This window comes from Streptomyces sp. PH9007 (genome assembly GCF_059813725.1).
The window spans coordinates 2,710,904-2,733,211 of record NZ_CM187440.1 but is presented as its reverse complement, the minus strand read 5'-3'; the positions used below and the strand labels follow the sequence as shown (position 1 = coordinate 2,733,211).

The 22,308-nt window shown below is 72.9% G+C and carries 28 protein-coding genes; 17 read left to right on the top strand and 11 right to left on the bottom strand.

Annotated features, from left to right (window positions below; translation table 11 throughout):
- Positions 1-7: 7 nt before the first annotated feature.
- Both ACTFAP_RS12475 and ACTFAP_RS12470 read right to left on the bottom strand, forming a co-directional pair.
- Complete coding sequence (locus ACTFAP_RS12475; RefSeq protein ID WP_500469086.1) at positions 8-1,375, bottom strand: MFS transporter; 1,368 nt, start codon at positions 1,373-1,375, stop codon at positions 8-10.
- A complete protein-coding gene (locus tag ACTFAP_RS12470; protein ID WP_500469085.1) occupies positions 1,372-1,893 on the bottom strand; it encodes a MarR family winged helix-turn-helix transcriptional regulator in 522 nt (173 codons plus the stop codon). Before ACTFAP_RS12470 ends, ACTFAP_RS12475 begins: the two co-directional genes overlap by 4 nt.
- A 162-nt stretch (positions 1,894-2,055) precedes the next feature.
- Between ACTFAP_RS12470 and ACTFAP_RS12465 the strand changes: the two genes are divergently transcribed.
- The 3 genes from ACTFAP_RS12465 to ACTFAP_RS12455 all read left to right on the top strand — a co-directional run bounded on the left by ACTFAP_RS12465 (position 2,056) and on the right by ACTFAP_RS12455 (position 4,099).
- Positions 2,056-2,913 carry an aldo/keto reductase gene (locus ACTFAP_RS12465; RefSeq protein ID WP_495684603.1) on the top strand — a complete coding sequence of 286 codons (858 nt, stop codon included), beginning with the start codon at positions 2,056-2,058 and terminating at the stop codon, positions 2,911-2,913.
- Between the two features lie 18 nt (positions 2,914-2,931).
- Entirely contained in the window at positions 2,932-3,786 is an 855-nt protein-coding gene (locus ACTFAP_RS12460) for a fumarylacetoacetate hydrolase family protein (RefSeq protein WP_500469084.1), read from the top strand.
- Positions 3,787-3,901: 115 nt separating this feature from the next.
- Positions 3,902-4,099 (top strand): hypothetical protein, encoded by a 198-nt coding sequence (locus tag ACTFAP_RS12455; protein ID WP_030735170.1) that lies wholly within the window; start codon positions 3,902-3,904, stop codon positions 4,097-4,099.
- A gap of 25 nt (positions 4,100-4,124) precedes the next feature.
- Here the strand turns inward: ACTFAP_RS12455 and ACTFAP_RS12450 are convergent, their stop codons facing one another.
- Positions 4,125-4,925: an ABC transporter permease gene (locus tag ACTFAP_RS12450; protein ID WP_500469083.1), complete on the bottom strand. Its 801-nt coding sequence runs from the start codon at positions 4,923-4,925 to the stop codon at positions 4,125-4,127.
- Complete coding sequence (locus ACTFAP_RS12445; protein ID WP_500469082.1) at positions 4,922-5,839, bottom strand: ATP-binding cassette domain-containing protein; 918 nt, start codon at positions 5,837-5,839, stop codon at positions 4,922-4,924. Before ACTFAP_RS12445 ends, ACTFAP_RS12450 begins: the two co-directional genes overlap by 4 nt.
- A 162-nt stretch (positions 5,840-6,001) precedes the next feature.
- Here ACTFAP_RS12445 and ACTFAP_RS12440 point away from each other — a divergent pair, with 162 nt between their 5' ends.
- A complete protein-coding gene (locus ACTFAP_RS12440) occupies positions 6,002-6,622 on the top strand; it encodes a PadR family transcriptional regulator (RefSeq protein WP_400013178.1) in 621 nt (206 codons plus the stop codon).
- A gap of 29 nt (positions 6,623-6,651) precedes the next feature.
- On the opposite strand, the gene ACTFAP_RS12435 is transcribed toward ACTFAP_RS12440, so the two are convergent.
- The gene (locus tag ACTFAP_RS12435) at positions 6,652-7,521 is read right to left on the bottom strand and encodes a Sco1979 family transcriptional regulator (RefSeq protein ID WP_500469460.1); all 870 of its coding nucleotides are present in this window, start codon (positions 7,519-7,521) and stop codon (positions 6,652-6,654) included.
- 292 nt (positions 7,522-7,813) lie between these two features.
- Between ACTFAP_RS12435 and ACTFAP_RS12430 the strand changes: the two genes are divergently transcribed.
- The 3 genes from ACTFAP_RS12430 to ACTFAP_RS12420 all read left to right on the top strand — a co-directional run bounded on the left by ACTFAP_RS12430 (position 7,814) and on the right by ACTFAP_RS12420 (position 9,245).
- The gene (locus ACTFAP_RS12430) at positions 7,814-8,260 is read left to right on the top strand and encodes an ATP-binding protein (protein ID WP_495684600.1); all 447 of its coding nucleotides are present in this window, start codon (positions 7,814-7,816) and stop codon (positions 8,258-8,260) included.
- 51 nt (positions 8,261-8,311) lie between these two features.
- A complete protein-coding gene (locus tag ACTFAP_RS12425) occupies positions 8,312-8,623 on the top strand; it encodes a hypothetical protein (protein WP_451747899.1) in 312 nt (103 codons plus the stop codon).
- Positions 8,624-8,705: 82 nt separating this feature from the next.
- A complete protein-coding gene (locus ACTFAP_RS12420; RefSeq protein WP_500469081.1) occupies positions 8,706-9,245 on the top strand; it encodes a DinB family protein in 540 nt (179 codons plus the stop codon).
- A 15-nt stretch (positions 9,246-9,260) separates the two neighbouring features.
- On the opposite strand, the gene ACTFAP_RS12415 is transcribed toward ACTFAP_RS12420, so the two are convergent.
- The 5 genes from ACTFAP_RS12415 to rpmG form a co-directional block, all read right to left on the bottom strand.
- Positions 9,261-9,476 (bottom strand): DUF397 domain-containing protein, encoded by a 216-nt coding sequence (locus tag ACTFAP_RS12415; protein WP_390118751.1) that lies wholly within the window; start codon positions 9,474-9,476, stop codon positions 9,261-9,263.
- A gap of 174 nt (positions 9,477-9,650) precedes the next feature.
- Positions 9,651-9,896, bottom strand: a complete 246-nt coding sequence (gene rpsR, locus ACTFAP_RS12410; RefSeq protein ID WP_495684597.1) for a 30S ribosomal protein S18 — start codon at positions 9,894-9,896, stop codon at positions 9,651-9,653.
- Positions 9,893-11,107, bottom strand: a complete 1,215-nt coding sequence (locus ACTFAP_RS12405; RefSeq protein WP_495684596.1) for a GTP-binding protein — start codon at positions 11,105-11,107, stop codon at positions 9,893-9,895. The genes rpsR and ACTFAP_RS12405 overlap by 4 nt, the downstream gene beginning before the upstream one ends.
- The gene (locus ACTFAP_RS12400; protein WP_030735119.1) at positions 11,104-11,352 is read right to left on the bottom strand and encodes a type B 50S ribosomal protein L31; all 249 of its coding nucleotides are present in this window, start codon (positions 11,350-11,352) and stop codon (positions 11,104-11,106) included. Before ACTFAP_RS12400 ends, ACTFAP_RS12405 begins: the two co-directional genes overlap by 4 nt.
- 21 nt (positions 11,353-11,373) lie before the next feature.
- Positions 11,374-11,538 carry a 50S ribosomal protein L33 gene (gene rpmG / locus ACTFAP_RS12395; protein WP_030735116.1) on the bottom strand — a complete coding sequence of 55 codons (165 nt, stop codon included), beginning with the start codon at positions 11,536-11,538 and terminating at the stop codon, positions 11,374-11,376.
- 49 nt (positions 11,539-11,587) lie between these two features.
- On the opposite strand from rpmG, the gene rpmB reads away from it, so the two are divergent.
- Both rpmB and rpsN read left to right on the top strand, forming a co-directional pair.
- Positions 11,588-11,824: a 50S ribosomal protein L28 gene (rpmB, locus tag ACTFAP_RS12390; protein WP_500469080.1), complete on the top strand. Its 237-nt coding sequence runs from the start codon at positions 11,588-11,590 to the stop codon at positions 11,822-11,824.
- Positions 11,824-12,129 (top strand): 30S ribosomal protein S14, encoded by a 306-nt coding sequence (gene rpsN / locus ACTFAP_RS12385; protein ID WP_200366303.1) that lies wholly within the window; start codon positions 11,824-11,826, stop codon positions 12,127-12,129. The genes rpmB and rpsN overlap by 1 nt, the downstream gene beginning before the upstream one ends.
- A 16-nt stretch (positions 12,130-12,145) precedes the next feature.
- On the opposite strand, the gene ACTFAP_RS12380 is transcribed toward rpsN, so the two are convergent.
- Positions 12,146-12,985 carry a hypothetical protein gene (locus tag ACTFAP_RS12380; protein WP_500469079.1) on the bottom strand — a complete coding sequence of 280 codons (840 nt, stop codon included), beginning with the start codon at positions 12,983-12,985 and terminating at the stop codon, positions 12,146-12,148.
- 96 nt (positions 12,986-13,081) lie between these two features.
- On the opposite strand from ACTFAP_RS12380, the gene ACTFAP_RS12375 reads away from it, so the two are divergent.
- The 8 genes from ACTFAP_RS12375 to ACTFAP_RS12340 all read left to right on the top strand — a co-directional run bounded on the left by ACTFAP_RS12375 (position 13,082) and on the right by ACTFAP_RS12340 (position 22,278).
- Complete coding sequence (locus ACTFAP_RS12375; RefSeq protein ID WP_500469078.1) at positions 13,082-14,434, top strand: hypothetical protein; 1,353 nt, start codon at positions 13,082-13,084, stop codon at positions 14,432-14,434.
- Entirely contained in the window at positions 14,434-15,378 is a 945-nt protein-coding gene (locus ACTFAP_RS12370) for a hypothetical protein (RefSeq protein ID WP_500469077.1), read from the top strand. The genes ACTFAP_RS12375 and ACTFAP_RS12370 overlap by 1 nt, the downstream gene beginning before the upstream one ends.
- The gene (locus ACTFAP_RS12365; protein WP_500469076.1) at positions 15,378-17,069 is read left to right on the top strand and encodes a hypothetical protein; all 1,692 of its coding nucleotides are present in this window, start codon (positions 15,378-15,380) and stop codon (positions 17,067-17,069) included. Before ACTFAP_RS12370 ends, ACTFAP_RS12365 begins: the two co-directional genes overlap by 1 nt.
- On the top strand, positions 17,066-18,256 hold the full coding sequence (locus ACTFAP_RS12360; protein ID WP_500469075.1) for a CHAT domain-containing protein: 1,191 nt from the start codon (positions 17,066-17,068) through the stop codon (positions 18,254-18,256). Before ACTFAP_RS12365 ends, ACTFAP_RS12360 begins: the two co-directional genes overlap by 4 nt.
- Positions 18,257-18,468: 212 nt before the next feature.
- Positions 18,469-19,047: a hypothetical protein gene (locus ACTFAP_RS12355; RefSeq protein ID WP_500469074.1), complete on the top strand. Its 579-nt coding sequence runs from the start codon at positions 18,469-18,471 to the stop codon at positions 19,045-19,047.
- A gap of 38 nt (positions 19,048-19,085) precedes the next feature.
- Complete coding sequence (locus tag ACTFAP_RS12350; protein ID WP_500469073.1) at positions 19,086-19,946, top strand: hypothetical protein; 861 nt, start codon at positions 19,086-19,088, stop codon at positions 19,944-19,946.
- Positions 19,947-20,042: 96 nt separating this feature from the next.
- Complete coding sequence (locus ACTFAP_RS12345) at positions 20,043-20,996, top strand: DUF3048 domain-containing protein (protein ID WP_500469072.1); 954 nt, start codon at positions 20,043-20,045, stop codon at positions 20,994-20,996.
- Positions 20,997-21,255: 259 nt separating this feature from the next.
- Positions 21,256-22,278 (top strand): rod shape-determining protein, encoded by a 1,023-nt coding sequence (locus tag ACTFAP_RS12340; RefSeq protein ID WP_390118531.1) that lies wholly within the window; start codon positions 21,256-21,258, stop codon positions 22,276-22,278.
- Positions 22,279-22,308 lie beyond the last annotated feature (30 nt).

The following is a 22,308-nucleotide window of genomic DNA, read 5'->3' as shown; positions in this document are numbered from 1 at the left end:
CCGGGCGTCAGCCGGTGCGCTCCGGCTGCCCGGCTGCGGCGGCCGGTGCGGCGGGGTCAGGCGCCGGTTCCGGTCCCGGAACGGCGGCGGGGCCGGCCTCCGGCTCCGGACCGGGCAGGGTGTCGGGCAGGGTGTACGTGCGCAGCGGCCGGTTCGTCAGCGCCACCACACCGACCCCGACCGCCCCCGCCAGACCGCCCGTCACCAGCGCGACCGGTGCCGAGGTGAGCGAGGCGACCAGGCCGCCCCGGAAGTTGCCGACCTCGGGTCCCGCCATGCCGATGACGTGCTCCACGGAGGACACCCGCCCCCGGTACGCGTCGGGCGTCTCCAACTGGACCAGCGCCCCCCGCGTCACCACCGAGATGGTGTCCGCGCCGCCCGCCACCGCGAGGCAGCCCAGCGCCAGCCACAGCGGCCCCGCCAGTCCGAACCCGGCCAGCGCCAGCCCCCACACCAGCGCGGCCGTCAACTGCACCGCCCCCGCCCGCCGCAGCCGGGTGACCGTCCCGGAGAACAGTCCCGCCGTGATCCCGCCGACCGCCACCGCCGACAGGAACAGGCCGAGCGTGCGCGGATCCCCGTCGAACCTGATCTCGTTGATCAGCGGGAACAGGGAGATCGGCATCGCCAGCAGCGTCGCGGACAGGTCCGTGGCGAAGGCGCCCCACAGGGTGGGCCGGCGCAGGATGTAGAGCCAGCCGCCGCGTTCGGGCCGGCGCATCCGGCCGGCTCCGCCGCCGTCCCCCGCGCCGGCCGCCGTCGCGCTCAGGGGCGGCATCGGCGGCAGCCGGAACAGAACGAGCAGGGAGATCAGGACGGCGCACGCCTGGAGCCCGTACGCCGCCGGAAATCGCCACTGCGCCAGCACGAGGCCGGCCAGCGCGGGCCCGGCCAGCATCGACACCTGGAACGCCATGCCCTGCAGGGCCAGCCCCGCGGCGAGTTGGCCGGACGGCAGCAGCCGCACCGGGAACGTACGCCGGGCGGGGGCCCCCAGCGCGCTCGCCCCGCTGCTCGCCCCCACCAGGGCGAGCAGCAGCAGGACCGAACGGTTCCCGGCCGCCGCCTGCCCCACCAGCGCCAGCGCGGCCAGCAACTGGATCGCGGTGGTGGCCCGTACCAGGGTCCGCCGGTCCATCGCATCGGCGAGCGAACCCCCGGCCACGCCCAGCACGATGGCGGGCCCGGCGGTGGCCAGGCCGATGGCCCCCGTCCACAGCGGACTGCCCGTCAGTTCCCACACTTGCGCCAGCACGGCCACCGTGGCGATCTGCTGGCCGACCGAGCCCAGCGAGGCGCCGATCCACAGCGCGCGGAAGGGCGGGCTGGTGCGCAGCGGCCGTACGTCCAGGAACCGGATCCGGCGGCTCACGACGGTTCTTCGAGGCGGTCGAGGATCCGGTCCTTCATCGACCGGCGTTCCAGCGCCTGGGCCAGCGCGACGGCGGCGGCGCTGAGCGGGTGCGGCAGCTCCTCGTCCAGCTCGGCGACCACCGCGTGGGTGGCCCGCCACTCCGCCTCCAGAAACGGCACCAGCGCGCGCCCGCGTTCGGTGAGCGTGATCTTGCGGGTGCGGGCGTCCTCCTCGCCGGGCGCGGAGTCGATCAGGCCCTCGCGGCGCATGGCGGTCAGGGTCTGGCTGACGGCGGAGTGCGAGCGGTCCAGGGAGTCGGCCAGCTCCCGGATGGTGAGCGGTCCGGTGTGCGCGAGGCGGATCAGCGGATAGGCGAACCGGGGCCGTACGCCGTGGATGCCGCGCAGCGCGTACACCTCGCCGATCTCGTCGTCCATGGCGCGGAAGAGCTGGTGCAGCGGCACCCAGCGGTCCGGCGCGGAGGTGGGGTCGCCACCGGCCGGTTCAGGGGGCTCGGGAGGCTCGGGAGATGTCATAGCGCTAATATAACAGCGCTCATGTAACTCGGATCCGGGTCGGAACCCGCCGCCCGCCCCCGGCGGCGCCCGGTGTCGGGGCTGTTGCTGCTGAGGGCCCCGGGGCGCGGGCCGTTAGGATCCAGCGGGAATGGACGGGTATGGAAGGGCAGGTGCACAGCCATGAAGTACCGCATGATCGGAGCCGCGCAGGTCAGCGAGATCGGCCTCGGCGCGATGCCGATGTCGATCGAGGGACGGCCGCAGGACGAGAGCCGTTCGATCGCCACCATCAAGGCCGCGCTGGACGCGGGCATCACCCTCATCGACACCGCCGACGCGTACAGCCTCGGCGACGCCCACGACGCGGGGCACAACGAGTCACTGATCGCCCGGGCGCTCGCCGGGGACCCGCGCCGGGACGACGTGCTCATCGCCACCAAGGGCGGCCACACCCGGCCCGGCGACGGCGCCTGGGGGCTGAACGGCTCCCCGCAGTACCTGCGTTCGGCGTGCGAGGCATCGCTGCGCCGGCTGGGGGTGGAGGCGATCGGCCTCTACCAGTTCCACCGGCCCGACCCGGCCGTGCCCTACGCCGAGTCGGTCGGCACGCTGGCCGAACTGCTGGACGAGGGCAAGATCCGGATGGCCGGCATCTCCAACGCCGACCCGGAACAGATCGAGCAGGCCAACGCGATCCTGGGCGGACGGCTCATGTCCGTCCAGAACCAGTACTCGCCTGCCTTCCGCTCCAGCGAGGCGGAGCTCGAACTGTGCACGGAGCTGGGCATCGCGTTCCTGCCGTGGAGCCCGCTGGGCGGCATCGCGCAGGCGGGCGACCTGGGTTCGCGCTTCGCGCCGTTCGCCCAGGTGGCGCGCGATCGCGGGGTGAGTCCGCAACGGGTGTGCCTGGCCTGGATGCTGGCGAAGTCCCCGGTGGTCGTCCCGATCCCCGGCGCCAGCCGCCCGGAGACGATCACGGACTCGGCCGCAGCCCAGGAGCTGACACTGACGGCGGACGAGCTGGCAACACTCGACTGAGCAGGAATGGGTGACACGATGCGACTGATGCGCATAGGCGAACCGGGCCAGGAGCGCCCGGTACTGGCGGCGGCCGACGGCTCCCGCCACTACGATCTGCGGGGCGTCACGCAGGACATCGACGCCGCCTTCCTGGCGGCGGTGACGGAGAACCCGGGGATCGTCCCGGCCGTGGACACCCTCCCGGAGACGAGCATCGAGGGGGAACGGATCGGCGCCCCGATCACCCGCCCCTCGGCGGTGCTGTGCATCGGGCAGAACTACGCGGCACACGCGGCCGAGTCGGGGTCCGCGCCGCCGAAGTGGCCGATCCTCTTCTACAAGTCGCCGAACACCGTGGTCGGACCGAACGACGCGGTGCACATCCCGCGCGGGGCCTCGACGACCGACTGGGAGGTCGAACTGGCCGTCGTCATCGGCCGGCGCGCCCGCTACCTCGACAGCCCGCAGGACGCGTTCGCGCACATCGCCGGGTACACGATCGCCAACGACGTCTCGGAGCGCACCTACCAGAAGGACGAGTCGGGCGGGCAGTGGTCCAAGGGCAAGAGCTGTGAGACGTTCAACCCGCTGGGCCCGGTGCTGGTGACGGCGGACGAGGTGCCGGACCCGCAGAACCTCACGCTGCGTTCCTGGGTCAACGGTGAGCCGCGGCAGGACTCCACCACGGCCGACATGATCTTCAGCGTGGCGCACCTGGTCCACCACCTGTCCCAGTACCTGGTGCTGGAGCCCGGCGATGTGATCAACACCGGAACGCCGCAGGGTGTCGCGATGTCGGGCAACTTCCCCTACCTGGCCGCCGGTGACGTGATGGAGCTGGAGATCACCGGTCTCGGCCGCCAGCGATCGCCGCTGCGGGCCGCTCCGTAATCGGGATGGCCGTCATCCGTCCGAGTGAGGAATCGGGAGCGGCCGTCCGATTTGGCGGTCCTTGACATGATTCACGGGGGGAAGCCAAAGGTGACACCTGGTTAGGTTGGGCGCCATGGCTTCCCCCCACGTGATCAAAGTCCGCTTCGACGGCGGCCCCCGTCACGGCCGGACGATCGATCTCGTCATCACCGGCCATGTCCCCCTGATGCTCTCCGGCCGCCCCGACAGCAACGGCCTGTACGAACTGCGCTGCACGGAGGGCCGGGGCACCCGCTACACCTGGATCGACGACGTCCCGGTCCGCAAGTAGCCCCTCCGCAGTGGCGGCCCGGCGCTCAGCGGCCCAGGGACCGGAAGCGGCGCAGCGCCAGCGGGACGGCCAGGCCCAGCAGGACGAGGGGCCACGCCACCGCCAGTGCGACGGGGTGTTCGGCCGACCAGGAGGTGCTGCTCCAGGTGGGGTTGCCGAACAGTTCGCGCACCGCGCTCGCCGTGGCCGACATCGGGTTCCATTCGGCCACCGTCCCCAGCCAGCCCGGCATGGTCTCCGGTGAGGTGAAGGCGCTCGACAGGAACCCCACCGGCCACACCAGGATCTGTACGGTCTGCACCATCTCCGGCCGCCCCGCGACCAGACCCAGCCAGATGCCGACCCACAGCATCGCGAAGCGCAGTAGAAACAGCAGCCCCACGGCAGCCAGCGCCGCCGCCGCTCCGCCGTGCCAGCGCCAGCCGATGGCGAGCCCGGCTCCGATCATGACCAGCAGCGCGGCGGCCGAGCTGAGCATGTCGAGCAGACTGCGCCCGATCAGGAACGAGGACGGGGCGATCGGCATCGAACGGAACCGGTCGAGCACCCCCTTGTTGATGTCCTGGGTGAGCGCCACCATCGTGCTTTCCAGGCCGAAGGCCATGGTCAGCGCGAGCATCCCCGGGATCAGGAACTCCTTGTAGTCCCCGCCGCCGGCCACCTCCATCCCGCCGCCGATGAAGTACGCGAACATCACCAGCAGCATCACCGGGAAGACCAGCTGGGCGGCGAACTGGCCCGGCTGCCGTGCCCAGTGGGCCAGGCCCCGGCGGGTCATCGTGACCGAGTCGGCCCACTGGCGCGGTCCCGGGTGTGCGGTGGTCATGCCGTCTCCGTTCCGGTCAGAGTGAGGAAGACCTCGTCGAGGGTGGGCCGGCGCAGGGCGATGTCCTGGGCCTCAACGCCGGCCGCCGCCAGCGCCGTCACGGTGGCGGTCAGGGCGGTCATCCGGTCCGGCGCCGGGCGGCTGACCAGCCGGCGGTCCGTGTCCACGACGGTTCCGCCGACGGCCGCCGCCGCAGCGTCCAGCCGGTCCCGTTCCCGCACCACGATGTCGATCCGGTCGGCGCCGGCCAGCGCCTTGAGCTCGTCGGCGGTGCCGTCCGCGATGCGCCGGCCCCGGTCGATGACCGAGATCCGGTCGGCGAGCTGGTCGGCCTCCTCCAGGTACTGGGTGGTGAGCAGGACGGTCGTACCGCTCCCGGTCAGCCGGCGCACCGCCTGCCACACCTCGGCCCGCCCGCGCGGATCGAGCCCGGTGGTGGGTTCGTCGAGGAAGAGCACCAGTGGGTGCACGATCAGGGAGGCGGCGAGGTCCAGCCGTCGGCGCATGCCGCCGCTGTAGGTGCCGGCGGGGCGGTCACCGGTGTCGGCGAGCGAGAACTCCGCGAGCAGCGCGTCGGCCCGCCGTGCGGCGGCCTTCCCGCCCAGGTGGTGCAGGCGGCCGAACAGCTCCAGGTTCTGCCGTCCGCTCAGCCCCTCGTCCAGGGCGGCGTGCTGCCCGACCAGGCCGATGCGGTGGCGTACCTCGTCCGGCGCGCGGGCAACGTCGTGCCCGGCCACCTCCGCCAGCCCGGAGGTGGGGCGCAGCAGGGTGGTGAGGATGCGGACGGCGGTGGTCTTGCCCGCCCCGTTGGGGCCGAGCAGGGCGTGCACGGTGCCTTCACCGGCGGTGAGGTCCAGCCTGTCGAGGGCGTTCCGGTCTCCGTAGGTCCTGGTGAGTTCGCGGACTCTGATCATCTGGCGCACTGCGTGTCCTCACTCCTCTCGCTATTCAAACTTGATGAGCGAGGGTCGAGGGTAGAGGGCGCGGTGCGGCTAGTCAAACTTGAAGAGTGGGCCCGATGAGAGACTGTCCGCACAGACACACCCCAGACGATCCGCGCAAGGGGAGGGCGAGTGATGTCGGTCATCCGGCTGCTGGTGCTGGGTTCGGTGCGCCAGCACGGGCGGACCCACGGCTACCAGGTCCTCAACGACCTGGAGTTCTGGGGCGCCCACGAGTGGTCCAACGCCAAGCCGGGCTCGATCTACCACGCGCTGAAGGCCATGGCCAAACAGGGACTGCTGCTCGCCCACGAGGCCGCCCCCAGCCCGGCCGGCGGCCCGCCCCGTACCGAGTACGAGATCACCGACGCCGGCGAGGACGTGTTCTTCGACCTGCTCCGGCACGCGCTGCGCGCCCACGACGAGCGGATCGACGTCCTGACGGCGGGCGTCGGCTTCATCGTCGACCTCCCGCGCGCCGAGGCCGTCGGCCTGCTGCGGGAACGGGTCGCGGCACTGGAGGGCTGGCGCGCCGAGGTGCGCAAGCACTGGAGCCCGCCCGACGACACCCCGGAGCAGTGGGGACACATCGGCGAGATCATGCGGCTGTGGGTGCATGAGTCGTCCAGCGACGAGGAGTGGACGCGCGGCCTGATCGACCGGATCGAGGCGGGCGCGTACGTCTTCGCGGACGAGGGCGAACGGCAGACGGACGTGCTGCCGCCCGGCGTACCGAATCCGTACGCGAAGAACTGAACCGGGGGCCGGCGCGGTGCCGGGCCTGCTCAGAGAAGCTGCCGCACGACGCGGTTCAGCAGCTCCCGCGACTCCGCCGGTGGCTGCGCCGCGTCGGAGAGCCGGTCCAGGACCGCCTGGTAGGAGGCGACGTCCTCACGCTTGTCGAGATAGAGCGCGCCCGTCAGCTGCTCGACGTAGGCCACGTCCGACAGCTCCCGCTCGGCGAAGCGCAGGACGGTGAACGCCCCGCTCTCCGCGACATGCCCGCCGTACGCGAAGGGCACGACCTGGAGCGTGACGTGCGGCAGCTCGGAGAACTCCAGCAGCAGTTTGATCTGGTCCGCCATGACCTGCCGGCCGCCGTACCCCCGGTGCAGCGCGGCCTCGTCCAGCACGCAGTGCAGCTGCGGGGCCCGCTCGCCGAACAGCAGCTTCTGGCGCTGCATGCGCAGTTCGACCCGGCGCTCGATCTCCGTGCGCGGCAGCCCGCCCCGGTGGCCGCTGATGATCACGGCCTCGGCGTACGCCTCGGTCTGGAGCAGCCCGTGCACGAACTGCACCTCGTAGGTGGCGATCCGGGCGGCCGCCGCCTCCAGGCCCACGTAGGTCTGGAACCAGCCCGGCAGCACGTCGTTGTAGCTGTGCCACCAGCCTGCGTGGCCGGAGGAACGCGCGAGGCCGAGCAGCGATTCGCGCTCGGCCTCGTCCACCACCCCGTACAGCGTGAGCAGGTCCGCCACGTCCCGCTGTTTGAAGCTGACCCGCCCCAACTCCATCCGGCTGATCTTGGATTCGGAGGCGCGGATCGAGTAGCCGGCCGCCTCGCGGGTCACCCCGCGCGATTCACGCAGCCGGCGCAGCTGTGAACCCAGCAGGATCCGGCGGACCATCGAGCCGCTGTCATCTCGCTCGGCCATGGCCATGCTGGCACTGCCCCCTGTGCTCCGCTGCTGCGGCTGTCGCTGCCGGTGGGTGGTGGTCGGTGCGGTCATTCGGTCAGCCCTCCACTTCGGACTGTGCGAAGTCTGCCATCTCCAGGCTTCATTCGGTGGTGGCTTGATTACAGTCAATCGATTTTTGAACATGCACGTGCATCTGCCCTTGCATTCGGCCGGGGCGTTGGGAAGCATGAGGATCTACGCGCTGGGAGCCGGTGCGTCTGTACGAGCCTGCCCGGACCACCGCCGCCGTGATCGCCAGGAGTGCCGCATGGGGAACGAGAGAACGCCGGTGCTCGATGTGTTAGGGCCGTCGTTCCCCGCCTTCGACAGCCGCACCGTGGCCGGTACGGCCACCCTCGATCTCCCCGACCGGCCGGAATCCGTCCGCAGCGCACGGGACTTCACCCGCAGCACGCTGCGCTTCTGGCGGCTGAGCGAGCAGTTCGACTCCGTCTCCCTGGTGGTGTCGGAACTGGTCACCAACGCGCTGCGGTACGGGGACCCCGCGATCGAACTGGAACTGGTGCGCGGCAGCCGGCGGCTGGTGTGCGCGGTGCGCGACGCCAGTGCCACCGCGCCCCGCCGCACCGAGGCGGACCCGGGCGCGGAATCGGGGCGCGGGCTGCAGCTGGTGGAGAGCTTCAGCGACGGCTGGGGCTGGCGCCATCAGGCCGGGACCGGCGGCAAAGTGGTCTGGGCGGTCTTCCGCATCTGAACACCCCCGTACCATGGGCGCGTTACGGACGGCCGTGTCGGGGGGACGATCATGCGGCGCCAGGCAAAAGGATCCATACGGGCGACCACATCGGGGGCGGTGCTGCTCACCCTGCTCACCGCCCTGGCGGTGGGCGGTTGCGGGAGCGGCGGCGACAAGGAGTGCGAGACCGGGGAGGTCGGCACCGTCGCGCACCCCGGACGCTCATCGGGGGGTTCGGGCGGCGGGCGCGGTGGTGGCCGCACCCGGCCCGGCGGCATCGCGACCACGGGCGGCAGCAGTAGCAGCGGCGGTTCGGGCGGTGACGACTGCCCGCGCCCCTCGCCCACTCCGACGCCCAGCGCGCCGGCGTTCCGGCCCTGACCGGCCCGCGACCCCTTACCGCCCCGCCCCGCCGGGACGATATTCACTGTCCGGCGGGCAACCGCTGTGCGAGGGTCGGCGGATGCACGCTTCCCGCACCGAGCTGCTGCGCTGGCAGTTCGAGATGACCTGGTCGCTGTTCGAGTACCACCTGGAGCGCCTGGAGCCCGAGGACTTCCTGTGGGAGCCGGCCGGGCTCGCCCACTGCTGGACGGTACGGCCCGACGCCGAGGGCCGCTGGCTCCCGGACTGGTCGGACATCGAGCCCGACCCCGTCCCGGTGCCCACGATCGGCTGGGTCAGCTGGCACATCGACTGGTGGTGGAGCGTCACCCTCGACCACGCGCGAGGCCGTGCGCCCAGGGACCGCACCGAGGTCCACTGGGCGGGCGACGGTCCTGCCGCCATCGCCCGGCTCCGCGAGCTGCGGACGGGATGGCTGGCCCTGCTGGAGGAGCTGACCGGCACGGACCTGGACGCCACCGCTCCCTTCCCGTGGCAGAACGACCCGGCCCACACGGTCGCCCACATGCTGAGCTGGGCGAACGCCGAACTGATGAAGAACGTCGCGGAGATCGGCCAGCTCCGCATGCTGCGCGCAGCTTCCGCCGCCTCCAGCTAGGCCGGGCGCCGCGCGTCAGTGCACCAGGTGGTCGAACTCGCCGTCCTTCACACCCAGCAGGAGGGCGGCGACCTCCGCACGCGTGTAGACCAGCGCCGGGCCGTCGGGGAAGCGGGAGTTGCGCATCGCCACCTCACCACTGGGGAGCTGGGCGAACTCGGCGCAGGTGCCCTGGGAGTTGCTGTGGCTGCTCTTGAGCCACTGCACATCTTCCAGTTGCTGCGCGGCCATGCCGTTGTAAACGTCGGGCACTGAGGCTCTCCCGGGGGTCGTGCGACACGTGCAAAGTCTCAACTCCCGGACAGCATAACGTCGTTCATGTGCAGGTGCACGTGAGGATGCACGTGCACAACGGGCAGTCGTCGCCTCATCACCCCTGGTCAGAGCCCATCCCCGCCGATCGGCTCAGCGGGTCGCGTACGGCAGCAGCGCCATCTCCCTCGCGTTCTTGATCGCGCGCGCCAGCGCCCGCTGCTGCCGCACCGTGACCCGGGTGACCCGGCGGCTGCGGATCTTTCCCCGGTCCGAGATGAACCTCCGCAGCAGCTCGGTGTCCTTGTAGTCGATGTACGTGATCCCCGCCGCGTCCAGCGGGTTGGGGCGGGGGTTCGCCGACTGCCTGCGGTCTTTGGACGTACGGCGCTGGTTCATCGTTCCGGCACTCCCGAGGTGGTGGGGTCGAGCAGTTCGTCGAAGGAGGACGGCCGCAGGCCGGCCCAGGCGGTGCGCCCGGCCGCGTACTCGGCGTCCGTCAGCAGGCAGGAGTCCAGCAGGTCCGTCAGCCCGCCGCTGTCGAGACCGGGCGAGGTGAACACCAGATGCTGGACGCGGTCCCCGCACACCGGGTCCCAGTCCAGCGCGGCGGCGGCGCGGCGCACCGGCGGCACCAGGTCCCAGGCGGCGTCTGGCAGCGAGGCCAGCCACGGCCCGGCAGGTTCCACGCACAGCGCCCCGCCCGCCGCGTCCCAGGACAGCAGCACATCGGGCCGGTCGGCCAGCCAGAACCGGCCCCGGCTGCGGGCGGCGGCGCAGGTCAGATCCTCCAGCGCCGCGTACAGCCGGTCGGGGTGGAAGGGCCGCCGCTGCCGCCACACCAGCGTGGTGATCCCCGACGCGTCGGCGGCCTGCGGCAGCAGCGCGGACGCCGGGTGCAGCCGGTCGGCCGCCGCCGCGGGGTCGAACCCGGCCGTCGCCAGTGCCGCGAACTCCGGCTCGGTGACCTCCACCCGCCGCGCGGTCGGATGCAGTTGGGCGAGCAGCGCGTGGTCGGCGTCGTCCGCCTCCTCGCTCTCCGCGCCCGGCGCGAGGGCGAGCAGCGTCGCGTACTCCAGTTGTCGCGCCCAGGTGTCGCCCACCGTGCGCTGGTCGGTCGCGGCGGCGGCCAGCCCGTGTTCGGCCAGGTCGTCGCCGCACCCCAGGAAGGGCAGTCCCAGCGCCGGGTCCACGGCGGTGACCACCCCAACCACGCGCAGCGCGTCCGGGTCGGCGTGCTCGGTGATCACCTCGGCCATGGACTTGGGCTCGACCGAGTCCCACAGCTCGACGACCGCCAGCGCGCAGTCGCCGCCGGCCGCCAGCCGGGCCAGCTCGGGGACCAGGTCCTCGCGCAGCGCGCAGCAGGCGCAGTCGTTGACCAGCGGTGCCTCGCCGCTGCCGATGACGCCGAGCGGGCCGTTGCGGATGGTCCGGGTGACGGTGCCCCGGGCGGCGCCGTCGGTCAGGTCGTGGTGCAGCGCGACGGAGCCGGGCACGGTGCGCAGCAGCGCGTCGACGGCGGCGCGGCGGGCGTCGGCGTGCAGCCCGGCGACGATGACGACGGGCAGGCCCGCCGCCGGCTCCGGGCTGCGGCCGGCGCCGGTCATCGCTGCCGCCCGTAGCGGCGCTCGAACCGTTCGACCCGTCCCGCCGTGTCCACGACGCGTGCGTTGCCCGTGTAGAAGGGGTGGCTGGCGGAGGAGATCTCCACATCGATGACGGGGTAGGTGGCGCCGTCCTCCCACTCCACCGTCTTGTCGCTGGTGGCGGTCGAGCGGGTGAGGAAGGCGAAGCCGGCGGCGCGGTCACGGAAGACGACGGGCCGGTACGGGGGGTGGATGCCTGGCTTCATGGTCGTGGGTGCTCCTGCTCCTCAGCGCTCTTCGCGGAACTCGACGTGGCGGCGCGCGACCGGGTCGTACTTGCGCAGGACGAGGCGGTCGGGGTCGTTGCGGCGGTTCTTGCGGGTGACGTACGTGTAGCCGGTGCCGGCCGTGGACTTCAGCTTGATGACCGGGCGGATGTCGTTCCTGGGCATGCCAGCTACTATACAGAAACGGTAACCATTTTCATTAAGGAGTTCTGCCTTGTCCGCGCACTGCCAGCTGACGGGCCGCGCGCCCCGCTTCGGCAAGACCATCTCGCACTCCCACGTGCGCACTCCGCGCCGCTTCGACCCCAACATCCAGCGCAAGCGCTACTGGCTCCCCAGCGAGGGCCGCTACGTCCGGCTCACCCTCAGCACCAAGGGCATCAAGGCTGTTGACACCCTCGGCATCGAGGCCGCCGTCGCCCGCATCCGCGCCCGGGGAGGAAAGGTCTGATGGCCAAGAAGAGCAAGATCGCGCAGAACGAACGGCGCAAGGCCGTCGTCGCCCGCTACGCCGCCCGCCGCGCCGAACTCAAGGAGCTGATCCGCTCCCCGCACACCGGCGACGCCGAACGCGCCGCCGCCCAGCGCGAACTGCGCGCCCAGCCGCGCGACGCCAGCGCCACCCGGATCCGCAACCGCGACAGCACCGACGGCCGCCCCCGCGGCCACCTGCGGGCCTTCGGACTCTCCCGCATCTCGCTGCGGCAGCAGGCGCACGCCGGGTATCTGCCCGGCGTGCGCAAGTCCAGCTGGTAACGGGGCGGCCGGCGCCTCAGTCGGTGTGCAGACTGAACGCCAGCACCACCTCGTCCTCCGCACCCGGCAGATAGTGCACCTTCACCATCCGCCCCACCTGCACCTTCGGCACCGCGTCCGCCGGCAGGAAACGCCGCACCGTGGCCGGGAAGGTGGAGCCGTCGCCGGGGCTGGTCACCACCAGCTCCAGCGCCAGCTCCGCCATCCCGTCCCGCACCGCGCCCGTCACCTCCAGCGCCCGCACCACCGCCTGCGCCGCCACCCCGCGCGCCGCGATGTCCAGCCGGCGCTCGGTCGTCACCCCGCGCTTGACCATCGCGCGGTTGATCGCGGCCTGCGCCTCGGCGGTGTCCCCGGAGAAGTCGATCTCCACCCGCACCACTTCCCCCGGACGGTGACCGGGCAGATAACGCACCGGCAGCATCGCACCCGGCCGCACCAGCTGAGTGCCGTCCATCGGCCCGAGCGTGACCTTCGCGTACGCCTCGAACGTCTCGTCCCGCGCCCCCAGCACGCTCAGCGCGACCCGCAGCACCGGACGGCCGTTGATCTCCACCCCGGTCGGCCGCGCCGACAGCACCGTGCCGACCCCCAACAGCCCCTCCTTGCGCATCTTCGCGCTGTTGCCGCCCGCGCCGAGCGTGCTGAGCAGCCGGCGGGCGAACGCGGCGGCGCTCAGACTCGACAGCACGATGCCGCCCACGATCGGCAGCGCCAGGTGCGGCCCGACCCACGCACTCGGGTACAGGTCCGTGTCGCCCTGACCGGTGAGCCCGTACCACAGGTAGTAGCCGATCGCACCCAGCGCCGCCAGGGCGAGCAGGACCCGGACCAGTACGGAGACTTTGCTGACCATGACGCGCACTCCTTCATCGACGTGATGCCGTGACGGTAGAAAGGGAATCCGCGCTACCGATCCCAGGTTTGCGGGCCGCCGCTTAGGCTGGCGGACGTGGCGCACCTACCGGACATACAGGCGGGGGCACGGCCGCGCGCGGCCGTGATCCACGAGGCGTGGCAGCGGTTGGAGGGCGTCGCCCCGCTCAGCGGCGCGCACGGCGGCCCGCTCAGCCGCACCGTCAAGCTGATCCTGGATCCGCTGGTCATCCGCCCGCTCCAGCACCCGCAGTGCGCCGGGAGCGTGGTCGGCGCGGACGGCGCCGTCCTGCTGGCCTCCCTCCTCTACGCCGCCGGGGACGTCCTGGGCGAGACGGCGCGCTGGTACGAACTGCTCAAGCGGGTACGGCGCGAGCTGCGGATCACGGACGGACATCCGCAGGACCGCTACTTCCAGCGCTGCTTCGAACTGGCCACCACGGGGGAACCGCGCGACCGGGCCACGGCGGAGCACGTCCTGCGCGCACTCCACGGGACGGCGGACGGCCGCACCACACGCGACCTGCGGGACCACCTGGCCGACCCCGCGCGGGCGGCCCGGCTGACGGAACTGATCGACACCACCTGGACGCGCCGTGAGCGGACGGCCGACCCGGACCCGGCCGGGACCGCCGCGCTGATCACGGCCGTGCTCGACGGCGCGGGCGGAGACGTCGTGGCACCCCTGGCCGAACTGACCGCCCGCCGGGCCGGGTCGGCCACCGGCACCTCGCTGACCGACCCCGGCCGCCTCCCCCCGGCCCGCCGGCTGGGCCTCACCGAGCGGACGGCACCCGGCCGGCCCCGGCTCACGGCGAGCACCATGAGCTTCGGCGCCCCCCTGGACCGCACCGTCCACGAACGGGTCTTCACCACCCTGCGGGCCAGCGCCGACCGGTCCGCGCTGCCGCCGCTGCCCACCCTGGTGACCGAGGAGATCACCCGCGGCTGCGCGCCGTGGGGGCTGACGGACGAGACGCTGCGGGTGACGGCCGCGGTCGGCGAACGCCTCGCCCTCGGACTGCGCCCGCTGGGCGCCGCCCCCGGTGACACCACGGCCGAGCGGGCGCTCAACGCCCGCTGGCGGCGCGAGGCGTACGTCCTGCGGGCCCGCCGCATGCTGATCCGGCCGGACGCGCCCGCCGCCGGACCGGACGATCCGCTGCACCGGATCGCACGGGAACTGCGCCACCCCTGGCAGGGCTACCTGCGCCGGCTGTGGGCCCGGCTGCACGGCCGGGACGTACGGCAGGCGCCCGTCGAGGCGTCGGACGAGCTGTGGGATCTGCTGGACGGGGTGGCCCGCTCGGTGATCCTCGACCACCGCACGCGGGTACGCCGGGCCCTGACCGTACGGATGACGCGGCCGGACGCGGTGACCGAGATGGGCACGGACACGGAAACGGACACGGAAACGGTGAAGGCCTGATGGCCGGTGCGGACAGCGCGGTCCTGGAGGTGGCGGGCGGGCATCTCACCTGGACGGTGGGGGATATCGCGGCCGACCCGGTCGCGGTGCTCGACGACCTGCCGGCCGCGCAGGGCTGGTTGTGGGCCCTGTACGGCGAGGCGGCGGCACTGCGCGCGGCGGCCGGGGAGCCGCTCGGCCCGGCGGAGCCCGCGCTGCCCGGGCTCGCCCGCGCGGCACGGCGGCTGGCGTACGCGCACTGGGCGGCCCGCTGGTGGCCGGCCTCCGTCATCGACGGCATCCCGCCACTGGACGACCGGCTGCTGGCGGCGGAGATCACCGAACTGGAGCAGGAGTGCGAACTGCTGTCCGGCGGCGAGGAGTACGGAGAGCACGGGGCGTCCGAGGAGTACAGGGACGGCGCGGCGGCCACCTCGCCGGTGGGCACCCCGCCCCGTACGGACTACGCCCTGGCGGCCGGGCCCGGCGCATCCGGGAGCGCCCGCGTCCTGGCGCGCGGCACGGCCGGCACCGACTGGCGCCGGGTCCCACCCGGCCTGCTGGACGCCTCGGAACAGGCGCTGAGCTGGGAGATCGTACGCTCCGCGACACGGCGCACGGAGGTCGCGGTGAGCGTCGTGGCCGGAGCGGGACTGACCGACCGGGTGCCGGTGCCCGCCCACCTGCTGCCCCGCGCCACCGTCACGGCGGCCGACGGGAGCACCGCCGAGGTGCCGCTGCGCCTGACCGACGACAGCTGGACGGGCACCACCGGACTCCCCGGCGCGGGACCGCTGACCTTCGCCGTCCACCTGCCCGCCTTCCCCGATCCGCCGACCCCCGACGACGCCGCGCAGCGCGCCCTGCGGGAGCGGGTCCGCGCGCTGGCCCGCGCCCGCCTCGCCGGGGCCCCCTCGGACCTCGCCCCGCTGCGCGCCGAACGTGCCGCCGAGCAGGAGTATTGATGACCGATCCGTTCGCGGTCTCCGTCACGGTCGCCGAACTGGCCGACGCGGGCATCGAGGAGTTCCGGCGGGGCGCGCCGCGGGCCGCGCACGACCTGTTCGAGCGGGCCGCCCGCGCGGCCGAGCCCCACCCCGAACTGGCCGGCCAGTACCTCCAGGTCCTCGTCAACCTCGCCACCACGTCCGCCCACCTGGGCGATCACCCGGCGGCGATCGCCGCCCTCCGGCAGATCCTGGACGCCCCCGACGCCGACCCGGCGCTGCGTCCGGCGATCCTGATCAACTTCTCCCAGTCCCTGCTGGAAACCGGGGCGTACGAGGAGGCGGAGGCAGCGCTGACCGAATGCCACGCCCTGGCGACGGCGGCGCTTCCCCACCCGCTCCCCGGCGCCGGGCCCGCCGCGGTGCACACAGCGGCGACGGAGCCGCTCCCCGGGCCCGGCGACCGGGGCATCGCGGCGGGCGACTCCCTTGCCGCCGCCGCTGGTTCCCCGGAGTGGCCCGACCCCGCCGCCACGTACGGCGTCCCGGGCACCGGCCCCGCCGACCCTGAACCCGCCCCCGACGGCCCCCCGTCCGACGCCGCCGAACTGCTGATGGCCTGCCTCGTCGCCCTCAGCACCGTCGCCATCCAGCGCGAGGACTGGCCACGGGCCGAACGGCTCACGGCCGAGGCGCTGGAGGTGGTGACCCGGATCAGGCCGGATCTGGTCGGGCGCCCCCTGATGAACGTCGCCGCCCTCGCGCTCGCCACCGGACGGTACGAACCCGCCGAGGACTTCGCCGAAGCGGCCCTCGCCGCCTGCGAGGCCGGCCGCGAACCGGCGGGCGCCGCCTCCGTACGCCTCATGCTCGCCCAGCTGTACACCGCGACCGGCCGCGCGGAGCAGGCCGAACCCCTGCTGCACGCCGCACTCGCCCACACCGAGCCGGCCGGGCTGACGGTGGAGACCGCCGTCGGCTGGGAACAGCTCGGTCTGCTCGCCGCCTCCCGCGGCGAACTCGACGAGGCCCAGGCGCTGTACGGCCGCGCCCAGACCCTCCTGCGTCGGGCCGGCGCCACCCCCACCGAGGCGGCGCTGGCGGTACGCCGCGCCGAGGTCGCCCACCTCGCCGGGCGGCCGGCCGAGGCCGAGGAACTGCTCACCCACGCCGCCGACACCTTCGCCGCGCTCGGCCTCGGACTGCGCCGCGCGCAGACCCACCTCGCCCACGCCGCTCTCCTCGAACGGGGCGGCGACCCGGGGCAACTGGCCCGCGCCCTGGACCTGGCCGTCCCGGCGGCGCTGGCCATCGACGCCGTACGGTACGGGCTGGCCGCCGGGCGGCAGCGCGACCGCTGGCGGCGCAACGTCGCCGAACCCGCGCTCCAGCTCGTCTTCCGGCTGGCCGCACGCGCCGGCGAGGCGCTGCTCGTCGCGCACCTGATCGAGGTGCAGTGCGCGACCACGCCGATCCTGCGCGAGGACGCCGTCCCGCGCCCGGACGGCCCCGGCCCGCTCGGCTCCTACCTGGACGAACCACCCCCGCCCGCCCACGCCTTCGCCGTGGCGCCGCCGCCCCGGCTGCTGCTCACCCCGGACGGCGACGGGGACGGGGACGGCGCGGTGGCGCTCGCCGACCGGATCGCGCTCGCCGAACAGCGGTACGGCCTTCCCGTGCGCGACACGCGAACGGTGCCGAGCTGGTGACCCGCTACACCGTGCAGGTCCGCTTCGCGGACGCCGGGGACCTGTACGTCTCCTGGCGCTGGACCCACGCCCTGTCCGAGGTGGGCGTCACCGTCATCCCGCAGGCCCAGGTCACCGCCGCCATGGCCGCGCTCGCCGCCGCCCGCCCGGGGGACCCGGCCGGCGGGTTCACGGTGTACGACACGGAACGCGCGCTCGCCGAGCAACTCGCCCGCACCCTCGTCCCGTACGGCCTCGCCTACCAGCTCCACCAGCTGTACCAGCAGGGCATCCGCCCGCTGCTGCGCGTGCAGCCCTCCCCGCGCATCGCCCAGGTGCCCTGGGAACTCCTCGCCCTCGACTCCGCTCCCGAGATCCGGCTGCTGGAGGTGGCGGACGTCAGCGTGCTGGCGCCGGCCAGCGTCGTGCACGCCCCGGGGCGCACCCCCCGCTCGTGGGCGGCGACCCGCACGCTGCCGGTGGTCGCCGTACTGGACCCCCGGGTGCCGGGTTACGGCACCGGCTCCCGGCTCGGCTCCGTCCTCGGGCCGGTGCCCTCCGACGCGCCGCTCGCCCGGCAGCTGGCCGGTTACGCGTCCGCCGGCCGGCTGGTGCCCGCCCCGCCGGGCGGGCTGTTCCGCCGCACCGACACCGACCGCGCCTGGCTGTCCGCCGCGCTCACCGCGGGCGCCGGCCGGCTGCTGTACGTCGGCCATGTGACGGCCGCCGACCCCGGCTCCGGGCAGAGCGAGGACGCCCGGCTCCACCTCGCCTGCACGGACGCGCACCCCGGCCACGCCCCGGCGCTGCGCGGCCACCGCCCGCTGTCCGCCAAGGACCTGATGCTGGACGCCGACCGCTGGCCGGTGCCCGCCAGAGTGGCGCTGATCGCCTGCGAGAGCGGCGGCGACCTGCGGTTCGGCGACGCGCTCGGCCTGGCGGCGGCGATGATCAGCGGCGGCGCCGAACTGGTGACCTCCACCCGCTGGTCGCTGCCCACCGACCACGCCTTCGCACTCGCCGGCGCCGACCGTACGGAGTACCCCCTGCGGGAGGCGATCCGCGCGATCGACGCCGCGCACGAGAGCGACGACCCGGTACGGGCGCTGGCCGACTGGCAGCGCGAACGGCTCGCGGCGTGGCGGGAACGGCGCACGGTCGAGCATTCCCCGGTGCTGTGGGGTGCGTTCGCGACCCTCACCGCGTGACGGCCCCCGGCCGACGCTGTGGTGGTACATGCCGCAGGTGCCGGCGCCTGTTCCGGCCGACGGTGGGGCCGGCGAACGCACCTGCCACATGCTGGGTATTCCGGCTGAGAGGGGAGGGCGGGTTGTCTGCGGGGCGGGTCTTCTGTCACGACTTCGCACCTGGATTCGCCCAGATCTCCCGCCGGGTTCCGGCCATCGCTAGGGTGGCGCGCGTGACGAGCAGGATGCGTGAAAAGCAAATCAGGCGCGCGGGTCTGGCAGCCGGCCTGGCCCTCACCCTGGCCACGGTCGCCGGCTGCTCATCCGACGGCGGCGACAACGACGAACCCATCAACACGGGCGACGAGTCGTCCGCTTCCCCGGACGCGGAGGGCGGGGAAGCGGAGGACGAGGCGGCTCTGGTGGCGCTGTACGAGGCGTACTGGGACGCGGTGATCGCTTCGGAGAACGGCGAGGAACTGGACGCGGCTCTCTTCGACGGCCTCACGACCAACAGCGTGATGGAGCAGGAGCTGAGCCGGATCGGCACATGGAAGGACGTGGGCGGCAGTCGTGAGGGGGCACCGGTGATCGAGAACATCACGGTCACGGTGGACGGTGACACCGCGCGCATCGAAGCCTGCAAGAACGAGGCCGACTGGCGTCTCATCCAGGACGGTGAGGAGTTGGAGGACAGCTTGCCCGAGAGTCTCACTGTGCCCCATCCCAACGTGGTCACTGCCGAGCGCACGTCAGGAAACTGGCTGATCAACGCGTCGTTGGCGACGGATGAGGCGACCATCTCATGCTGATGGCCGTGCGCGGGGGAACCGCGGCAGGAATCAGACTGATGCTTGCGGTCGCGCTGATGGCGGGCGCCCTGATGTTCGTCGGCGCTCGCCCGGCGTTCGCCGATCCAGAATGCGGCATGGTCGAGTCGGGGGACGGCAAGTTCGTCTACCGGTGCTCCGAGAGCAGCCCGGGTGATGACGGCTCGGGTGGCGGCGAGGGAAATGGGGGCGGTGGCAGCACGAAGCCCGCCTGCGATCTGGACGGAGTGAAGGAAAGCGCTCCCGGCGCCGACGAGTGGTACTGCCAGGGGCAGGACGCCTGCTGGGTGAACAACCCCACCGCCCAGTACCCGGATCCGAAGGACTGGCCGGAGGAGCCGCCGTCCGAGGGGGCTGTCTACGTCTACAAGAGCTGCACCGCTCCTGATGGCACCAAGACCTTCGACGACTACACCTGGTACACGGGGCCCGAGGACGAAGGTCCGTCGATCGAGGAACTGGCGCTCCAGGCGTTCGCCGCGCTGGAGACCCCGGGCTTCTCGCTCGCCCACAGCCCGCCCCGCAACTCGATCATCTTCATCGACACCTGGTGGTGGGCGGACGGTCCGTCCAACGGTGAGATCTCCAGTGGCGCAGCCCTCGGCGTCGTCGCCATCGGGACCCCCTCGCACATCGAGGTCGATCCCGGCGACGGCAGTGGCGTGATGACCTGTGACTTCGTCACGTCCGAGAGCGACGCCTGCTCGTACACCTACGACCGGGCGGGCGACTACACGTCGCGGGGGCGGCTGGTCTACGACGTGCACTTCGAGCAGGGCGGCTCCCCGCTCGACATCGCCGGTCTGCCCGACTCCCTGGAGAGCGGCTGGCAGGAGAGCGCCATCACCGTGGCCGAGTCCCAGGCGGTCGTCGTTCCCTGACCGACCCGTACCGCGCAGCGCGACCGAGGTGACCCGCCGGATCCCGGCGGGTCACCTTCTGCGTTCATAACGGTCATTTGTGATGAACTTCCCCGCATGAGAGTACGTGCGCTGGTCCTGGCCATGGTGCTGGGCGTTCTGGTGGCCGGGTGTGGTGGTGGCGGCGGGGATGGTGGAGGGGGTCAGAGCGACGGGGGTGAGACCAGTGGGGCCAAGGAGGCCTCACCGTTCACCGGGGAGGACGTTCCGGCCGGGCCGGTCCTGGCCGTCAAGGTGGACAACGCCCCGCAGGCCAGGCCGCAGGTTGGCCTCGGGGACGCCGACATCGTGTACGCCGAGCAGGTCGAGGCGGGGCTGAGCCGTTTCCTCGCGGTGTTCTCCGGGACGCTTCCCGACGAGGTCGGTCCCGTCCGCTCGGCGCGGCAGTCGGATCTGGAGCTGCTGCGGCAGTTCGGTACCCCGGCGCTGGCCTACTCCGGGGTGCAGAGCGCGCTCCAGCCCGAACTGGACGACGCCCGGCTGATCCAGCTGACGCCGGGGATGGCCCCCGAGGCGTACGAGCGGCACGACGACCGGGACGCGCCGCACAATCTCTTCGGCAAGCCCAAGGAACTGCTCGCCGCCGCACCCGATGCCTCCGACGCCGCCGACATCGGCTTCCGCTTCGGCGAGGCCCCCGCCTCCGGCGGCACCGACACCGGCGAGGAGAAGGTGTCGTTCCCGGCGGCCGAGTTCGGCTTCAGCTGGTCGGCGGAGGACAAGCGCTGGAAGGTGAGCCTGGACGGGGACAGCACCGACCTGGCCCCGGCCACGGTGGTCGTGCAGCACGTGACGATCTCTCAGTCGGAGTTCCACGACAGTTCCGGCGCGTTCACCCCGTTCACCCAGACGACGGGTGAGGGCGCCGCCACGGTGCTGCGGGACGGCAAGAAGTACGAGGGCCGCTGGTCACGGCCGGACGCCGACAGCGGTACCACCTTCACCACCCCGGACGGTGAACCCCTCCGGTTCGCCACCGGCCAGGTCTGGGTGGTGCTCGCCGAAGCGTGACGCGGACGCCCGGTGCCCGTACCTCCGGACCCGCACCCGTCGTGGTGCGGGTCCGGCGCTCTGTCCGGGCCACGTCCGCGGGGCGTGCGGGCCGAAGCCGTCGCGCGCCGGTAGACCGGTCAAGCCCTCGCCACCAGTGTCATCGTATGTACTTCATACGGCCATGCCGGTGGTTCCACGTGCTCTGACGGAGTGTTGGACGCCCCGTGCGGAGCACTCCAGCGGGCGTCCCAGGTGGCGGGTACACAAGATGATCAGTATGACCCTCAGTCTTGACCATCTCCGTCGTTGCACCGTGGCCGCCGACCTGGGCGCGTCCCGTACCCGCGTCTACCTCAAGCAGTCAGGACTCATCGTCGACGAGCCGTCAGTCGTCGCCGTCAACACCAAGACCGGCGCCCTGCTCGCGGTCGGCTCCCCCGCCGAGCGGATGGCCGGACGCACCCCCGCCAACATCCGCGTCGTGCGCCCCATCAACGGCGGCACCGTCGTCGACATCGACATGGCCCAGCGCATGCTGCGCGCCATGGTCGGCCCCAAGCTGCGCCGCGCCTTTCGCCGCAAGCCGCTGCTGCGCGCCGCCGTGTGCATCCCGCACGACGCCGACCCGCTCGCCCGCCGCGCCGCGCTGGAGACCCTCATCGGGCTCGGCGCCCGCCGTGTCGAACTCGTCGACTCCCTCGTCACCGCCGGCATCGGCTGCGGGCTCCCGGTCGAGCAGCCCGAGGCCACCATGATCGTGCAGGTCGGGGCGGCCACCACTCAGGTCGCGGTGCTCTCCCTCGGCTCCATCGTCGCCGCCGAGAAGGTGCCGATCGGCGGCGAGACGTTCGACCGCGCGCTCGTCCAGCACCTGCGCAACCACCACGAGCTGCTGCTGCCCTCGCTGGCGGTCCGGCCACTGCACCAGGTGCTCAACGGCGACATCCCGCAGATCACCGAGGTGCACGGGCGCGACGTCGCCACCGGTCTGGCCCGTACGGTCAAGGTCGACCCCGAGAGCCTGCGGCTGGCGGTGCGCACCCCGCTCACCTCCCTGCTGGACGCCATCCGCGCCGTCCTGCACCGCTGCCCGCCCGACCTGGTGGCCGACCTCGCCGACCGCGGCATCATGCTCACCGGCGGCGCCGCCCAGCTGCCGGGCCTGGACACCACGCTGCGCGAGAACACCGGCATGCCGGTCAACGTCGCCGAGGACCCGGGACTGTGCGCGGTCCAGGGGCTCGGCGCGATGCTGGAGGGCCGGGTACGGCCGCTGCCCGTTCCCGAGCCGGCGAACTGACCCGTGGCCGGCGTGGGTCCCGGCGTTAAC

Coding starts and splice junctions, on each gene's coding strand:
- ACTFAP_RS12470 (WP_500469085.1), bottom strand. CDS start 1,893: ATGACATCTCCCGAGCCTCCCGAGCCCCCTGAACCGGCCGGTGGCGAC.
- ACTFAP_RS12465 (WP_495684603.1), top strand. CDS start 2,056: ATGAAGTACCGCATGATCGGAGCCGCGCAGGTCAGCGAGATCGGCCTC.
- ACTFAP_RS12460 (WP_500469084.1), top strand. CDS start 2,932: ATGCGACTGATGCGCATAGGCGAACCGGGCCAGGAGCGCCCGGTACTG.
- ACTFAP_RS12455 (WP_030735170.1), top strand. CDS start 3,902: ATGGCTTCCCCCCACGTGATCAAAGTCCGCTTCGACGGCGGCCCCCGT.
- ACTFAP_RS12450 (WP_500469083.1), bottom strand. CDS start 4,925: ATGACCACCGCACACCCGGGACCGCGCCAGTGGGCCGACTCGGTCACG.
- ACTFAP_RS12445 (WP_500469082.1), bottom strand. CDS start 5,839: ATGATCAGAGTCCGCGAACTCACCAGGACCTACGGAGACCGGAACGCC.
- ACTFAP_RS12440 (WP_400013178.1), top strand. CDS start 6,002: ATGTCGGTCATCCGGCTGCTGGTGCTGGGTTCGGTGCGCCAGCACGGG.
- ACTFAP_RS12435 (WP_500469460.1), bottom strand. CDS start 7,521: ATGGCCGAGCGAGATGACAGCGGCTCGATGGTCCGCCGGATCCTGCTG.
- ACTFAP_RS12430 (WP_495684600.1), top strand. CDS start 7,814: ATGGGGAACGAGAGAACGCCGGTGCTCGATGTGTTAGGGCCGTCGTTC.
- ACTFAP_RS12425 (WP_451747899.1), top strand. CDS start 8,312: ATGCGGCGCCAGGCAAAAGGATCCATACGGGCGACCACATCGGGGGCG.
- ACTFAP_RS12420 (WP_500469081.1), top strand. CDS start 8,706: ATGCACGCTTCCCGCACCGAGCTGCTGCGCTGGCAGTTCGAGATGACC.
- ACTFAP_RS12415 (WP_390118751.1), bottom strand. CDS start 9,476: ATGGCCGCGCAGCAACTGGAAGATGTGCAGTGGCTCAAGAGCAGCCAC.
- rpsR (WP_495684597.1), bottom strand. CDS start 9,896: ATGAACCAGCGCCGTACGTCCAAAGACCGCAGGCAGTCGGCGAACCCC.
- ACTFAP_RS12405 (WP_495684596.1), bottom strand. CDS start 11,107: ATGACCGGCGCCGGCCGCAGCCCGGAGCCGGCGGCGGGCCTGCCCGTC.
- ACTFAP_RS12400 (WP_030735119.1), bottom strand. CDS start 11,352: ATGAAGCCAGGCATCCACCCCCCGTACCGGCCCGTCGTCTTCCGTGAC.
- rpmG (WP_030735116.1), bottom strand. CDS start 11,538: ATGCCCAGGAACGACATCCGCCCGGTCATCAAGCTGAAGTCCACGGCC.
- rpsN (WP_200366303.1), top strand. CDS start 11,824: ATGGCCAAGAAGAGCAAGATCGCGCAGAACGAACGGCGCAAGGCCGTC.
- ACTFAP_RS12380 (WP_500469079.1), bottom strand. CDS start 12,985: ATGGTCAGCAAAGTCTCCGTACTGGTCCGGGTCCTGCTCGCCCTGGCG.
- ACTFAP_RS12370 (WP_500469077.1), top strand. CDS start 14,434: ATGGCCGGTGCGGACAGCGCGGTCCTGGAGGTGGCGGGCGGGCATCTC.
- ACTFAP_RS12365 (WP_500469076.1), top strand. CDS start 15,378: ATGACCGATCCGTTCGCGGTCTCCGTCACGGTCGCCGAACTGGCCGAC.
- ACTFAP_RS12350 (WP_500469073.1), top strand. CDS start 19,086: ATGCTTGCGGTCGCGCTGATGGCGGGCGCCCTGATGTTCGTCGGCGCT.
- ACTFAP_RS12345 (WP_500469072.1), top strand. CDS start 20,043: ATGAGAGTACGTGCGCTGGTCCTGGCCATGGTGCTGGGCGTTCTGGTG.
- ACTFAP_RS12340 (WP_390118531.1), top strand. CDS start 21,256: ATGACCCTCAGTCTTGACCATCTCCGTCGTTGCACCGTGGCCGCCGAC.